The sequence below is a fragment of the Streptomyces sp. NPDC001507 genome (genome assembly GCF_042894765.1).
GTDB lineage: Bacteria > Actinomycetota > Actinomycetes > Streptomycetales > Streptomycetaceae > Streptomyces.
Genome location: NZ_JBIAVV010000004.1, coordinates 299997 through 314088 on the forward strand (window position 1 = coordinate 299997; position 14092 = coordinate 314088).

The following is a 14092-nucleotide window of genomic DNA, read 5'->3' on the forward strand; positions in this document are numbered from 1 at the left end:
AAGGCTGACGCAGAGTGACGCTGAACCGCCGGGGGGCGACGCGGATGGCCGGTGCGCGAGCACATATCCGGGTGAAGGTACTGGGCCCGGTCCAGCTTGAGGTCGACGGGGTTCCGGTCCGGCTGACACCGCTGACCGTACGGCTGCTGGTCCGCCTGGTGGCGGCCGGCGGCGAGGCGGTGCCGGTACGGCAACTGCGGCGCGACGTGTGGGGACTCGCGGACGAGCCGCGCCACCTGGACCAGCGCAACCGCAACGAGGTGCAGAAAAGGGTGCTGGAGCTGCGGCGGGCGCTGGCCCCCGGCGCCCTGGGCCAGGACAGCGCGGGCACGGCGGTCCTGCGCACCGAGCAGCAGGTCACCGTGCAGGGCCCGGAGACCGCCTACCGCCTGGTGCTGCGGCCCGAGGAACTCGACAGCGCGCGGTTCACCGCGATCGTGAACGACGCCCTGCTCGCGCCCCCGGCCACCGCCGCGCACCGGCTGTCCGAGGCGCTGTCCCTGGTGCGCGGCCGGCCGCTGGCCGAGGTGAACGGCGAGGGGTTCGCGGTGCCCTTCGTCCGCCGCCTGACCGCCCTTCAGGACGCGGCCCGCCGGGAGCTGGTCCGCGTACAGACCGACCTGGGGCGGCCCGAACTCGCGCTGCCGGTGGCCGAACTGATCACCCACGAGCATCCCGACGACGTCGAGGCCGCGCGCACCCTGGACGCCCTGCGCGCGGAGCTGCGCGCCCGGCACGGGGCCGAACTGCTGCGGCACCGGGTTCCGTTGGAGGGCCAGCGCGCCGACGTGGTGCTGGTGCGCGGCGACCTGTTCGAGCAGACGGACTGCAACCTGGTGATCGGGTTCTCCGACACCTTCGACACGGAGACCGCCGAGGACCTCGTGATCAGCCGGGAGAGCCTGCAGAGCCAGCTCGTCGACCGGCTGTTCGCCGGGAAGCGGCGCCTGCTGGACGACCGGCTGCGGGCGGGGCTGCGCTCGGTGAAGTCGGTGGGCACCGAGACCGTACGGGCCAAGCCGCTGGGCCGCAGGGTCCGTTACCCGGTGGGCACGACCGTGGTGGTGCCGGTCGAGGGCCGCCGGGTGTTCGCCACGGCCTACTCGCGGCTCGGCAACGACCTGGTGGCCAGGTCCAACCACGCCGACCTGCGGCTGAGTCTGGAGAACCTGTGGGCCTCGGTCGCGGTCAACGGCCTGTTCAAACCGGTCGCCGTCCCGCTGATCGGCTCCGGCCTGGCCCGGGTCACCGACCTGGACCGGGGCCAGCTTGCCGCGCTGATCGTGGACTCGTTCATCGAGGCCTGCCGCCGCTACCCGGCCCTCACCCCCGAACTCCGGATCGTCATCCTGCCCCAGGAGCTGGCCCGCACCGATCTGGCCCCGGTGGAGCGGCGCTTCGAGGACCTGGTGCTCGGCCTGCGCGCGGCCGACTGACGCCGAAGGTGAGACCGGGCGCCGGCCCGGACGTGTCCCCCGGGCCGGCGGGCTGCTCCGCATCTGTCCGTTCCCCCTTCGCGGCATCGTCCGCCGTCCGCGCCTCGCACCGGTGCGCCCGGCCTCACCGCCGTCCACGACACCACCCCGGCCGCTTCCGCCGGCACCCTCCAACCGCTTCCGATCCGGTTCCGAGCAGGACGGTCCCTTCCGACCGTTGGGTCCCGCACCGATCGGGTCTATCGTCGGAATCATGGGGCCAGGAGGAGGAGGACGGCCGGTGATGCCGCAGGACGAGGCCGTGATCGGCTGCACGGGGAAGGTGCTCATCGGAACCCGCGGCGCCACCGGGCCCGGCGAGGTCCTGGTACAGGTCAGGGGCGGCACGGAGACCTTTCTCGCCTGGTCGGAGGATCCCCTGCCGGTGGGCGCGACGGTGCTCGTGATCGAATCACGGGGATGCCGCGAAGTGTGCGTCATCGAGTGGGTGGATCCATTGGACGCGCTCGGCGACAGCGCCGAGGCCGGCTGAGGAGAGACAGGAATGTTCGGATACCGCGTACCCGCTCCCGACGAGGCGATGTTGATCTCGGGGGGCAGGCGGGGACTGGGGGGCGCGCCGTTCCGAGTGGTCACGGGGCACGGCAAGTTCGTGCTGCCGGTCGTACGGAAGGTCCGTTTCCTCACCCTGTCCATGTGTGAGTCCGAGGTCACCGAGACCTGTGTGACCCGGCAGGGCATCTCGCTGCATGTCCGCGCGGTCATCGCCTTCAAGGTCGGCAACGACCACGAGAGCATCATCAACGCGGGCCAGCGGTTCCTCTCCGACCAGGAGCAGATGTCGGTGCTGACCGGCCGGATCTTCGCCGGTCACCTGCGGGCCATCATCGGCTCGATGACGGTCGAGGAGATCGTCACCGAGCGGCAGAAGCTCGCCGCGGAGGTGCTGGACACCTCGAAGACGGAGATGGCGAAGATCGGCCTGATCGTCGACTCGCTGCAGATCCAGTCCATCGACGACGGCGACACCGGGTACATCGACGCGATGTCCGCGCCGCACAAGGCCGCCATCCAGCGGCAGGCTCAGATCGCGCAGGCACAGGCCACCCAGGCCGCCGTCGAGGCGGAGCAGGCGGCGGCCCGCAAGCAGGCCGAGTACGCCCGGCAGACCGCCATCGTCAAGGCCGAGTACTCGGCCGAGGTGGACCGCGCCCAGGCACAGGCCGGCCAGGCCGGGCCGCTGGCGCAGGCGCACGCCCAGCAGGAGGTGCTGGCCGCCCAGACGGAGCTGGCCCAGCGCCAGGCCAAGCTGCGGCAGGAGCAGCTGGTGGCCGAGGTCGTCAGGCCCGCCGAGGCGGAGGCGGAGCGGGTCAGGATCCTGGCGGCCGCCGAGGCGCAGCGGATGAGGATCCAGGCGGAGGCGGCCGCGTCGTACGACCGGGTGGCCCTGGACCGGATGCTGATCGACCAGCTCCCGCAGATCGTCAAGGAGGCCGCGGGCGGCCTCGCCGGTGCCAACGTCAACGTCCTCAACGGCGCGGACGGCCTCGGCGAGATCGCGGCCGGGCTGGTGTCCCAGGGCCTGACCATCCTCGACTCGGTCCGGCAGAACCTGGGCGGCCAGGACTCCGACGGCCGGCGCCCCGACGGACAGCGCGCCGAGGGCGCCCGCTCCGGGGAGGACGGAGGCGGCAGCAGCCTGCTGCAGCTGCCCACCGGGAAGGGGCGGAAGTCGGACGACGGTCCGGTGGACGTCGACTGACCGCTCCGCTGGAGGCGCCGTGGCAGGCCGCCGGCCCGGCCGCGGCGCCGTGGTGGCTGGTCGCGCGGTTCCCCGCCCCTCATGGGGCACTGCTGGGGGCGGGATCGACGCCCGTCAGGTCGCGGCTGGTGTCCCACAGCCGTGCTGCGACGGAGGCGTCGGTGAGGTGGGGCCACACCCGTTCGTTCCGTGGGCGGCCCCGCAGGCCGAGGACACGGGGTCCCCACAACTGCCCGCCGCGCACGGCGGGGTCGAGCACGGCCCGGACCGCGGGCCAGGCGCCGGCGTGCTTGCCATGGACGAGGAGGGCGGCCGGTGCACCGCGCAGGCGCGCGGCGGCGGTGCGCACCTGGACCGGCGGTCGTGCCGGGGTCAGGGAGTCCAGCGCACCCCCGGGATGGACCACCACGCCGGCCACCGGGCTGCCGGCCGCGCGCAGGCGCCGGTCGAGTTCGAGGCCGAAGTACATCTGCGCCAGCTTGGAACGTCCGTAGGTGCGCTTGGGCCGGTAGTCCTTGCGGGACTGCAGGTCGGCGAGGTCGAGCCGCTCGGACCTGGCGGCGAAGCTGCCCACGGTCACCACGCGGGCCGCCGGCGCGGCCGACAGCAGCGGCATCAGCCAGTGGGTCAGCGCGAAGTGGCCGAGGTGGTTCGTGCCGAACATGAGCTCGTGACCGTCCCCGGTCTCCCGTCGCGGCGGGTCGTCGAGCGCGACGCCGGCGTTGTGGACCACCGCGTCGAGGTGTCCCACCTCCAGTGCTTCCGCGACCGTGCCGAGCGACGGGAGGTCGGCGAGGTCCAGCGGTACCGCCCGTACCCGCGCGCCGCGGACCCGGGAGCGGATCGAGGCGGTGGCGGCTTCGGCCTTCGCGGGGTTCCGGCTGCCCAGGACGACGGTGGCCCCGGTCGTGGACAGCTGCTCCGCGACGAAGTACCCGATGCCGGCGTTGCCGCCGGTGACCAGGAAGACGCTGCCGTCGGCACGCGGGAGCCGTCGGACGTCCCAGGGCGGGGTGGAGAACGTGGACGACATGGCGGCGGGGCTCCCTTGCTGTCGCAGGCGGCTGCGGCCGCCCGGCCGGGCGGCTCGGCACCCACGGTTCCAGCGGCCCCCGACAGATCGCCTACGGATCACCGACAGCACCGCCGGCCTGCCGGCAGCCCACCGACAGGGAGCCGGCCCACTCGCACCTCCGGCGGGCTCGATGGACGCCAAAATCGAACACGTGCTTGAATTCGGTCATGCGATCGTTTCCCGTGGACCTGGCCCGGGCGCAGCAGGAATGGAGCGCCACCTACCGGCGGCTCGCCGCGCGGCCCGGGCGTACCGAGTTGCGGCGGCGGCTGTACCGGCTGTCGGCGGAGGTGTACTTCCATCCCTACTGGCGGCAGCGGCGGCCGAGCCCCGCCGCGTGGCGGGAGTTGCGGGACCTGGGGAGCTGAGGGGGCCGGATGGCGGGCTGGAGTGCGGGACCGTACGTCCCGGATGATCCTGAAGGCATGTCCGGACCGATACGAGTGATCGTGCATCCGCCGTCGCCGACGGGTGGCCGGCGTGTGCGGGTGGACGGCGAGATCCTCGGGCTGGCGCACAACCTGACCGACGTCGCCGAGTTCCTCCGCCGGGCCGGGCTGGAGGTGGACCCTGCGGACGTGGCGCGGGCGCCGTGGATCGACTGGCGGGGCGGCGGCCCGGAGTGGTGGGGGCCGGAGACGTGACGGTCCCGGGCAACGCACGAGGCCCGTCCGGTGTGGACGGGCCTCGGGATGGAGCGCCGGGCAGGCCTTGCACCTGCATTTCCCCGCAGGAAGCGGGGCGTCTTTCCTTGGACCACCAACGCAGTACCGGACGGACCGTAAGGGGCCGACCAGCTCTGGATTGATCATAGCCCATGCGGGTGAGGACGGGCGCCGAAGCGGTCCGGGTGGTAGGCGCGGCGGGTGCCCGGCTGCCCGTCCGGGCCGGCCGCGGGCCGGGCGGCGGTGACGGTCCGCCAGCAGACCGCGACCGCCGCCCTGAAGAACGCGGAGGCGGACTCGGGTTCATGGTCGGCGGCGGTGACCTCGACCAGCAGCCGCTCGGGCTCCTGGACCTGCTCGGCGGCGGTCTGCGGCCTCCGGCACGAGCCGGCTGGGGAGGGTCGTGCCGGGTTCGGGCCGCGGGCCACGGGCGGCACGTGCGGCGGCGGTGGAGCCGGTGGCACGGTCCGGGCGGCCGTGCGTTCCCGGCCCCCTCGGCGGACCGGTTTTCTTTACGCACTCCTGACGCCGGCACCCGCATCCCGGCAGGGCCCGGACGTGTCCTCTTCCTTGTCCGGATTCCTGTCCGGATCACGTCGAGAATGGAGTGTGTGCCCATGGACGGCGCCGTTGTAGGGGTCGTACTGGTGGTCGTGGCGGCCCTGCTCGTGCTGCGCAGCGGGATGCGGGTGGTCAACCAGGTCGAACGTGGGGTCGTGTTCCGCCTGGGCAAGGCGCAGCCGGAATTCCGCCGCCCCGGGATCACCTTCCTCGTCCCCTTCGTCGACCGGATGCGCAAGGTGAACGTGCAGGTGGTCACCATGCCGGTGCCCACGCAGGAGGGCATCACCAAGGACAACGTCTCGGTGAAGGTCGACGCCGTCGTCTACTTCCGGGTCACCGACCCGGTCCGCGCGGCCATCGAGGTGCAGGACTACGTGTTCGCCGTCGGCCAGGTCGCCCAGTCCTCGCTCCGTTCCATCATCGGCAAGAGCGACCTGGACGACCTGCTGACCGACCGGGAGCGGCTGCACGAGGGGCTCGCCCTGATGATCGACAGCCCGGCCGCCGAGTGGGGCATCCACATCGACCGCGTCGAGATCAAGGACGTACAGCTCCCCGAGTCGCTGAAGCGGTCCATGTCCCGGCAGGCCGAGGCGGAGCGGGAGCGGCGGGCCCGGGTCATCACGGCCGACGGCGAGTTCCAGGCCGCGCAGCAGCTCGCCAACGCCTCCCGGATCATGTCGGAGACCCCGGAGGCGATGCAGCTGCGCCTCCTGCAGACCGTCGTCGAGGTCGCCGCCGAGAAGAACTCCACGCTCGTGATGCCCTTCCCGGTCGAGCTGCTGCGCTACTTCGAGCGGGCGACCAAGCGGCTCGACCAGGAGGTCGAGAAGAACGAGCGCGAACTGGACGGACCGGACGGGTCGGCCGCGCTCAAGGCCGGGATCGAGCAGATCGCGTCCGTCGCCGACAGGTTCGGGCCGGCCGGCGAGCTCACGGCGCCGAGGGAACCGGCAGCGGAGCCGTCCGCTCCCGCCGAGCGGCAGTAGCCAACGACAGCGTCACGGTCAGTGACGCGAGCGCCATGAGCGTCATCGCGGTGGCGGGCGAGGTGAGTTGGGCGACCGAGCCCGCCAGCGTGGCGCTCAGCCCCTGGAGGGTCAGCATGCCGGCCGAGTGCAGCCCGAGGGCGTGGCCGCTGAGCTCGTCCGAGGTCAGCTTCATCAGCCGCTCCTGCTGGACCAGGCTCGCACCGAAGCCGACGGAGGCCACGGTGGCGCAGCCGGCGGCGAGCACCAGGGGCTGGGCTCGGGGACAACCGGCTCCAGGTCACCCTGGACGAGTACCCGCCCCGCGAGATCGCCGGGGCCGACCTCCTCCTCGTCCCGGTCACGCCGAAGAGCGGCTGGGTCTCCTGGGAGAAGCCGGACCGCTACGCCCTGGTCTACCCGTGTGCGGGCGCGCTCGCCGACCCCGCCGAACGGGCGGTTCCGGCCGCGCTCGGCGCGCTGCTGGGGGCCGCGCGGGCCGGGGTGCTGGTGCTGCTGGACGCCCCGCTGAGCACCACCCACCCGACGGCCGTGACCGGTCAGGGCCTCGGTTCCGTCGGGCGGCATCTGCGGGTGCTGCTCGACGCGGGGCTGGTGGAGCGGCGGCGGGCGGGGCGGTCGGTGCTGTACGGGCGGACGGCGGCCGGGGACGTGCTGGTGGAGGCCGGAACCCGGACGGCCGTCCGGCGGAGTTAGCATCCGCGTATGACGACTTCTGAGAACAACGGGTCCGTGCTCGACGTGGAGATCGGTGCGCTGCAGGGCGGCTCGGCCGGTCTGCCGGGCTACGGCGGCAAGGCCGTGCTCATTGTCAACGTGGCCTCCAAGTGCGGCCTGACCCCGCAGTACAACGGCCTGGAGAAGCTCCAGGAGCGGTACGCCGCGCAGGGCTTCACCGTGCTCGGGGTGCCCTGCAACCAGTTCATGGGCCAGGAGCCCGGCAGCGCCGAGGAGATCGCCGAGTTCTGCTCGGCGACGTACGGCGTGACCTTCCCGATGACCGAGAAGGTCGAGGTGAACGGCGCGGGCCGGCACCCGCTCTACGAGCGTCTGGTCGGGTTCGCGGACGGCGAGGGGCACACCGGGGACATCCGCTGGAACTTCGAGAAGTTCCTGGTCGGCCGGGACGGGCAGGTCGTCGCCCGGTTCGCGCCGCAGACCGAGCCGGAGTCGGCGGAGGTCGTGGCGGCGGTGGAGGCCGCCCTCGCCTGACCGCGGGTCCGGCCGCGGCTTGACCTTGCCCCTGGGGCAGGGACGAGCCTCCTGATCGCCGGGCGGAACCGTTCCGCCCGGTGACGGAGGATGCGGCCGTGGAGGACAGGGTGGACGTCGTGGACGAGGAGCTGCTCACGATCGGCGCGTTCGCCGCGCGCTCCCGGCTCTCGGCGAAGGCCCTGCGGCTCTACGACCGGCTCGGGCTGCTGGCCCCGGCACACGTCGACGAGGCGACCGGCTACCGGTACTACCGCGCCGGCCAGGTGGAGCGCGCCCGGCTGGTGGCGCTGCTGCGCCAGCTGGACATGCCGCTGGCGCGGATCGCCGACGTGGTCGAGGCCGCGGAGGCGGCGGACGGTGACACGGCCGCCGGGCTGCTGACCGGCTACTGGGCGGACGTCGAGGCGCGGGTCGCCGGGCAGCGGACGCTCGCCGCATACCTCCGTGGACGGCTGTCCGGAGGGAGTACGGAGATGTACGGGACGTTCACGGTGGAGACGGTCGAGGTGCCGGCCCAGGTGGTGATCACCGAGACGCGGCACACGCTGGCGGACGAGCTGCCCGCCTGGATCGGCGCCTCGCTGGGCCGGCTGGAGGCGGCGGCCCGGGAGTGCGGGGGTGTGACCGGGGCACCGTTCGTCGTGTACCACGCCGAGGTGTCCATGGAGAGCGACGGGCCCGCCGAGGCCTGTGTCCCGGTGGCGGACGAGGCGGCGGCCCGGGCCTGGGCCGAGCGGCAGGGGCGGCCCTGGGAGACGGCCGTGCGGGTCGAGCCGGCGCGCACGCTGGCGTACACGCGGATCAGCAAGGCGCAGGTGGCGCATCCGCAGATCCTGGCGGCCTTCGAGGCGGTGGAGCGGTGGATCACCGGGCGGGAGGGTTTGGCGTACGACGGCCCGTGCCGGGAGGTCTACTTCGCGGACTGGGACGCGGCCGGACCGCAGGACCCGGTGTGTGACGTCGCGTTCCCCGTGCGGTGAGAGCCGGCGGCGGGGGCGGGCACAAGCCGAGCCCCCTCGGCAAGGACGGCGGGCTGGTCGAGAGGGCTCCGGTGACGCTTGTGCTGTTGTGGCCGAGCAGTTGTGTTTGTCGGGAACGTGAAGCGCTGGGTCAGCGAATGCCCCCTACGCCTTGACCGAGGTCACGAAGGCGTTCCACGCGCCGGCCGGGAATGCGAGGACCGGGCCCTCCTCGACCTTGGAGTCGCGTACGGCGAGTCCCGCGGTCGTCGGCGACTTGACCTCGACGCACGCCCCGTTCCCTGCGGAATAGGAGGACTTCGTCCACGTCTCCGTGGCGCCCTGAAGCAGTGCCATGTCCACTCCTGTTGCGAGTTGCTGTGGTGCTTGCTGTAGTGCGATTCACGCCAACCTTCTGACCGGTTGGCGTGATCGACGCTACTAGCCAACTTCCTCGCCTGGAGTACCCGTTCACTCGACCGGGTGGCATATTCCGTTGGAGACTTCCGCTGGACCGTGGCGCCGGTGTACAGTCCGCCACTGCCTCAGCGGGCGTACTCCTTGGCCGCGTCGGCGATGAACTGCCGGGAGTGCTCGACGTTCAGCGACTGGGCGCGCAGGTGCTCGTACATCACGGCGTACTTCTGCACGTCGTGGGCCTTCTCCAGGTACAGGTCGCTGGTCACGCCCTCCAGGTAGACGACGCTGGAGTCGGCCGCGTCGGCGAACTCCAGGATCGCGTACTGGCCGTTGAGGCCGGGGTGGGCGCCGCACTCGAAGGGCAGCACCTGGACGGTGATGTGCGGCTGCTGGGACATCTCGAGCAGGTACTCCAACTGCTCGCGCATCACCAGCCTGCTGCCGACGAGCCGACGCAGCGCGGCCTCGTCGAGCACCACCCACAGGCGCAGCGGGTTGTGCTCGGCGGTGATACGTTCCTGTCGCCGCATCCGGACCTGGACCCGCTTCTCGATGTCGGCGGCGGAGGTCTCCGGCAGCGCGCCCTGCACCAGGGCTTCGGCGTACGCCCGGGTCTGCAACAGCCCGGTGACCAGCTGGGGTTCGTACACGCGCAGCGACTCGGCGTCGGTCTCCAGACCGATGTAGACGCTGTACGGGATGTCTCCGAACGCGTGCCACCAGCCTTGCTGCCGCGAATCCCTGGCCATCTCCATCAGGGACTCGACGACCCGCTGGTCCTCGACCTCGTACACCCCGCACAGGTCTCGGACGTCGCGCTGGCTGATGCTCCGGCGCCCGTTCTCCAGGCGGCTGATCTTCGACTGCGAAACGAGCAACCGCTCCGCAACTTCCTCCGCCGTCATGCCCTTGAGCTCGCGGAGCCTGCGCAGCTCCTGGCCCAGCCGGCGTCGCCTGACGGTGGGATTGACATTGGACGCCACGGGACGTGCACCTCCGGCTGCCTGCCTGTAACTACCACTTTGCGTATCTGCTGTTGAGCAGACTGCCACCAAGGTGCTTCCTACCGCTGGGAAACGGCGGATATGCGGCGCGTACGCGTCAGTTCGGGCACGTTCCGGATTCTCCGGACCTCCGGACGTAAATGCCGAGCGGGGCGGCGGAGGCGCGTACTGCGTACGCCTCCACCGCCCCGCTCGGACCAGCGGCTCCCGAACCGGGTCTCAGGGGTGCTGTGTCGCCGGCTGTTGCTGCCGTGGAACTGCGGCTCAGTGCACCACGGCGCGCGCCATCGCGCCCGCACCTCGGCGCGGTTGCATCGGAACACCGCGTGCGGGTTCCGGTGCGGCGGGCCTGACGCCCGGTCCGGCCTGGGCCGGGGCGCGGCGCGGCTGGGCGGCCGCACCGTTCTGCACGTCCATGACGGCGTGGGCCACGAGCCCGCCCATCGGGTCGTGCCGGATCAAGTCCCGCAGCCTGGAACGAGAGGACCGTCCCTCGTTGCCCGGATACAGGTGCTTGCCGAGACCGACCGCGTGGGCCAGGGCGGCGAGCGCGGCGGTCCGCGGGTCCGGCGGTACGCCGGTGCGGATCGCCGAATCCAGCCGGCCACGGATCTCCCGGGTGACGGCGTTGTCCGTCGCCTGGTAGCGAGTGGTCGGCAGCACCCCGCACATCTGACCCGCCACGGCGGCGACCATGCCGCACCGTTCCAGATGCGCGAGATAGACCTGGCGAAGGCCGAGACGTGGCCCGCCGATCCAGTGAACAGCCCGTACGGGAGCGCCGCGCCTTCGCAGCAACTCCAACGCACAGTCCAAAGTCGGATCTCCAGTCGGCCGTGGCTGCACCACGGCGATACGATCCCCGTCTGGGGCTATCCGTCCGGCCAGCGCCAGCTCTACTAGCTGTGCTCCGGCCAGACCGAGGTCGAGCGACTGCGGCTGTGCAGTGGTACCCGTGGCCGGGTCCAGTGCCAGCAGCAGAAGCTCCTCCGGAAGTGTTCTGCGGCTCCTGCCCATCCATGCCTCCCCGCGTGGATGAATGACAGGGTGACCCCTCTCACATTGGTCTGTCGAGGGTGCGTGACCGGTTCGTAAGGGAACCGGCAGGTATGTCGTTCTCGTCTACCGCAGGGGCTAAGCCCGCACACAGGACACTGGTACATGGTTCGGACAGCGCACGGCGACGTGCGGAGCGTGGAGGAGGCATCGGTGGCGGGCGAGTCCCCCGACAGGTCGAAGCAGCGCGAGTCGTCGGCGGAACCGACGCCGGGGAGCGGGGAGTCGGTTCCCGAAGCACGCGACCCACGACTGGCGGTGGCCGCCGGGAAGGAGACCGCCGGCGGCGTGGACACCGCCACCCGGATCTTCTCGGTGCGGGACCTGAAGACGGCCGAGAAGACCGGCGAGACCGACGAGACCGACGAACCGGGCGAGACCGGCAAGGACGACGCGAAGCTCCGCGACGCGGTGGCGGCATGGGTCCGCACGGGCGAGCCGGCGGAGGACACGGAGGACGCGACGGCCCCTGAGGCGGCCACGGAGGCCGGGGACGGCCCTGAGGCCCCCGCGGGCACCGGACGGGCGCAGAGGGCGCAGGAGCCCCCGGAGAGCGCCGACAGGGCCGCTACGGCGCCCGAGGACAAGCCGGCAACGGCCGAGGCCCCGGAGGCCAAGCCCGCCGACAAGTCGGCGCCGGCCACCGAGCCCGAGGACGCCGCCCCCCAGGACGACCCGGCGCCCCCCGAGGACCCCCAAGCCGCCAAGCCCCAGGGCAAGTCGGCGACCACCGCGGCCCCCGCACCGGAGGACAAGCCCAAGGGCAAGTCGGCGACCACCGCGGACCCCGAGGACACCGCCCCCGAGGACAAGCCCAAGGCGACCGCCGAACCCGAGGACGCCAAGCCCCAGGACAAGCCGGCGACCACCGCGGACCCCGCACCGGAGGACAAGCCCAAGGGCAAGTCGGCGACCACCGCGGACCCCGAGGACACCGCCCCCGAGGACAAGCCCAAGGCGACCGCCGAACCCGAGGACGCCAAGCCCCAGGACAAGCCGGCGACCACCGCGGACCCCGAGGACACCGCCCCCGAAGACGCCACCCCCGAAGACAAGCCGGAGGCGGCGGAAGAGCCCGAGGACGGCGCGCCCGCCGGGGAGTCGGAGGGGGACGCCGAGCCTGAGGACGCTGTGCCCGCCGAGCGGACCGGGGCGGGTGGCGAACCCGCGGACGCCGACGGCGAGGACGGACCGCAGGGGCCACCCGCACCCGGCGACGATGGCCGCACGGGTGGTGCGGGTGGGAAGACCGGCGGCGGCGAAGGCGAAGCCGAGCCCGCCGTCGACCAGCCCACCACCATGCTCAAGGCCCCCCGCCCCCCGCAGGTCGACCAGCCCACCACCACCCTCAAGCTGGGCGGCGGCCCGACCGAAGCCGAGCGCACCAGCAAGTTCGTCGCCCTCAAGTCGGACATAAAGCAGGGCCCGAAGCCGGCGGCCGAGCCGGACGCCAAGCCCGACGCCAAGCCCGAGCCCGCCTCCACCACCCGCACCACCGTCCTCCCCCAGGTCGGCCCCGAGCGCACCACCCAGCAGCCGCTTCCCCCGAAGCCCCCGCTGGACCTGCTCGCCGAGCTGACCAACACCCCGCCGCCGCCGGAGACCCCGGTCCGCACGCTCTTCCGCCGGGTCAAGATCTGGACGCCGCTCGTCATCGTCCTGCTGATCGTCTTTGCGGTCGTACAGACTCTGCGTCCGCTCCCGCAGCCCACCCTCGACCTCACCGCGAAGGACACGTACACCTTCGACGGCAGCAGGACCGACATGCCCTGGCCGGCCGACGGCCAGGCCGCCCTCGACGTCCAGGGCATCGGCACGTTCGGCTCCTCCGGGGACCAGAAGCCGGTGCCGATCGCGAGCGTCGCCAAGGTGATGACGGCGTACATCGTGCTGCGCGACCACCCCCTCAAGAGCGGTGCCGCCGGCCCCAAGATAAAGATCGACCAGGCGGCCCAGGACCAGGCGAACGCCGGCCAGGAGTCGACCGTCGACGTGACGGCCGGCGACTCGATCACCCAGCGCGAGGCCCTGGAGTCCATCCTGATCGCCTCGGCCAACAACGTGGCCCGCCTGCTGGCCCGTTGGGACGCCGGCTCCGAGAAGTCGTTCGTGGCGAAGATGAACGCCACCGCGAAGCAGCTCGGCATGACCAACACGACGTACACGGACCCGTCGGGGCTCACGAACTCCACGGTGTCCACGGCCGTGGACCAGGTGAAGCTGGCGAAGGCCGCGATGGCGAGCGAGCCGTCCTTCCGCGAGGTCGCCGCGATGATGTCGTACGACGACTACAAGGGCGTCAACCACGGCAACTGGAACCAGCTGGTCGGCCGGAACAACGTCGTCGGCATCAAGACCGGCACCACCACCTCCGCCCTCGGCAACCTGGTCTTCGCGGCGAAGAAGGACGTGAACGGCGAGACCCGCACCATCATCGGCGCGGTCATCCGGCAGCCGGCCAGCGCGGCCCCGGACAAGAGCATCCTGACCGCCGCCCTCAACGCCGGCGACAAGCTGATCCGGGCGGCCCAGGGCGCGCTGAAGTCGGCGACGATCTACAAGAAGGGCGACGTCGTCGGCTACGTGGACGACGGCCTCGGCGGCCGTACCCCGGTCGTGGCGACGGAGGACGTCACCGCCGTCGGCTGGTCGGGGCTGAAGGTGAAGCTGTCGTTCGCCGCCGACGCCGTGCCGCACACCGCGAAGGCCGGCACCAAGGTCGGCACCCTCACCGTGGGTGACGGCTCCGGTTCGGCCGTCCAGGTGCCGGTCGCCCTGGCGAAGGACCTGGCCGAGCCCGGGTTCACGAGCAGGCTGACCCACCTCGGCTGACCCATGACCGGCATTCCGTCACCGCACCCCGCTGATGGCGGCCCACCCCAGGGCCCCGCGGCGGGGTGCGTGCTAGCGTCACGAATCGGGGCAGGTCGCCGGTCACCGGGACACG

General features: G+C 72.2%; 14 protein-coding genes and 2 pseudogenes. 10 read left to right on the top strand and 6 right to left on the bottom strand.

The window, feature by feature from the left end:
• The first annotated feature begins 71 nt into the window (after positions 1-71).
• The 3 genes from ACFY0K_RS15150 (at position 72) to ACFY0K_RS15160 (ending at position 3198) form a co-directional block, all read left to right on the top strand.
• Positions 72-1436, top strand: coding sequence for a macro domain-containing protein (locus ACFY0K_RS15150; protein ID WP_351957180.1), 1365 nt, complete (start codon positions 72-74; stop codon positions 1434-1436).
• Between the two features lie 283 nt (positions 1437-1719).
• Positions 1720-1968: a hypothetical protein gene (locus ACFY0K_RS15155; protein ID WP_351957179.1), complete on the top strand. Its 249-nt coding sequence runs from the start codon at positions 1720-1722 to the stop codon at positions 1966-1968.
• Positions 1969-1980: 12 nt separating this feature from the next.
• Positions 1981-3198 carry a flotillin family protein gene (locus tag ACFY0K_RS15160; RefSeq protein ID WP_390640208.1) on the top strand — a complete coding sequence of 406 codons (1218 nt, stop codon included), beginning with the start codon at positions 1981-1983 and terminating at the stop codon, positions 3196-3198.
• A 79-nt stretch (positions 3199-3277) separates the two neighbouring features.
• Here the strand turns inward: ACFY0K_RS15160 and ACFY0K_RS15165 are convergent, their stop codons facing one another.
• Entirely contained in the window at positions 3278-4231 is a 954-nt protein-coding gene (locus ACFY0K_RS15165) for an SDR family NAD(P)-dependent oxidoreductase (RefSeq protein WP_390640209.1), read from the bottom strand.
• Between the two features lie 209 nt (positions 4232-4440).
• On the opposite strand from ACFY0K_RS15165, the gene ACFY0K_RS15170 reads away from it, so the two are divergent.
• Complete coding sequence (locus ACFY0K_RS15170; RefSeq protein WP_390640210.1) at positions 4441-4641, top strand: hypothetical protein; 201 nt, start codon at positions 4441-4443, stop codon at positions 4639-4641.
• A gap of 57 nt (positions 4642-4698) precedes the next feature.
• Complete coding sequence (locus tag ACFY0K_RS15175) at positions 4699-4917, top strand: hypothetical protein (RefSeq protein WP_351957174.1); 219 nt, start codon at positions 4699-4701, stop codon at positions 4915-4917.
• A gap of 164 nt (positions 4918-5081) precedes the next feature.
• Here the strand turns inward: ACFY0K_RS15175 and ACFY0K_RS15180 are convergent, their stop codons facing one another.
• Positions 5082-5366, bottom strand: coding sequence for a hypothetical protein (locus ACFY0K_RS15180; protein WP_390640211.1), 285 nt, complete (start codon positions 5364-5366; stop codon positions 5082-5084).
• A 189-nt stretch (positions 5367-5555) separates the two neighbouring features.
• On the opposite strand from ACFY0K_RS15180, the gene ACFY0K_RS15185 reads away from it, so the two are divergent.
• Positions 5556-6491 carry a slipin family protein gene (locus tag ACFY0K_RS15185; protein WP_390640212.1) on the top strand — a complete coding sequence of 312 codons (936 nt, stop codon included), beginning with the start codon at positions 5556-5558 and terminating at the stop codon, positions 6489-6491.
• On the opposite strand, the pseudogene ACFY0K_RS15190 reads toward ACFY0K_RS15185, so the two are convergent.
• Positions 6436-6744 (bottom strand): annotated as a pseudogene (locus ACFY0K_RS15190) (MFS transporter); the annotation flags it as partial. The gene ACFY0K_RS15185 and the pseudogene ACFY0K_RS15190 overlap by 56 nt on opposite strands.
• 5 nt (positions 6745-6749) lie before the next feature.
• Here ACFY0K_RS15190 and ACFY0K_RS15195 point away from each other — a divergent pair.
• From ACFY0K_RS15195 to ACFY0K_RS15205, 3 genes and pseudogenes are all read left to right on the top strand, one after another.
• Positions 6750-7187 (top strand): annotated as a pseudogene (locus ACFY0K_RS15195) (ArsR/SmtB family transcription factor); the annotation flags it as partial.
• 9 nt (positions 7188-7196) lie between these two features.
• The gene (locus ACFY0K_RS15200) at positions 7197-7703 is read left to right on the top strand and encodes a glutathione peroxidase (RefSeq protein ID WP_351957167.1); all 507 of its coding nucleotides are present in this window, start codon (positions 7197-7199) and stop codon (positions 7701-7703) included.
• An 80-nt stretch (positions 7704-7783) separates the two neighbouring features.
• Positions 7784-8686: a MerR family transcriptional regulator gene (locus ACFY0K_RS15205; RefSeq protein ID WP_390640213.1), complete on the top strand. Its 903-nt coding sequence runs from the start codon at positions 7784-7786 to the stop codon at positions 8684-8686.
• 144 nt (positions 8687-8830) lie between these two features.
• Here ACFY0K_RS15205 and ACFY0K_RS15210 read toward each other — a convergent pair whose 3' ends face one another.
• From ACFY0K_RS15210 to ACFY0K_RS15220, 3 genes are all read right to left on the bottom strand, one after another.
• Positions 8831-9022 (bottom strand): DUF397 domain-containing protein, encoded by a 192-nt coding sequence (locus tag ACFY0K_RS15210; protein ID WP_089102095.1) that lies wholly within the window; start codon positions 9020-9022, stop codon positions 8831-8833.
• 188 nt (positions 9023-9210) lie between these two features.
• Positions 9211-10068, bottom strand: coding sequence for a helix-turn-helix domain-containing protein (locus ACFY0K_RS15215; protein ID WP_390640214.1), 858 nt, complete (start codon positions 10066-10068; stop codon positions 9211-9213).
• Between the two features lie 285 nt (positions 10069-10353).
• Complete coding sequence (locus tag ACFY0K_RS15220) at positions 10354-11106, bottom strand: GPP34 family phosphoprotein (protein WP_351957165.1); 753 nt, start codon at positions 11104-11106, stop codon at positions 10354-10356.
• A 144-nt stretch (positions 11107-11250) separates the two neighbouring features.
• Here ACFY0K_RS15220 and ACFY0K_RS15225 point away from each other — a divergent pair, with 144 nt between their 5' ends.
• On the top strand, positions 11251-13977 hold the full coding sequence (locus ACFY0K_RS15225; RefSeq protein ID WP_390640215.1) for a serine hydrolase: 2727 nt from the start codon (positions 11251-11253) through the stop codon (positions 13975-13977).
• Positions 13978-14092 lie beyond the last annotated feature (115 nt).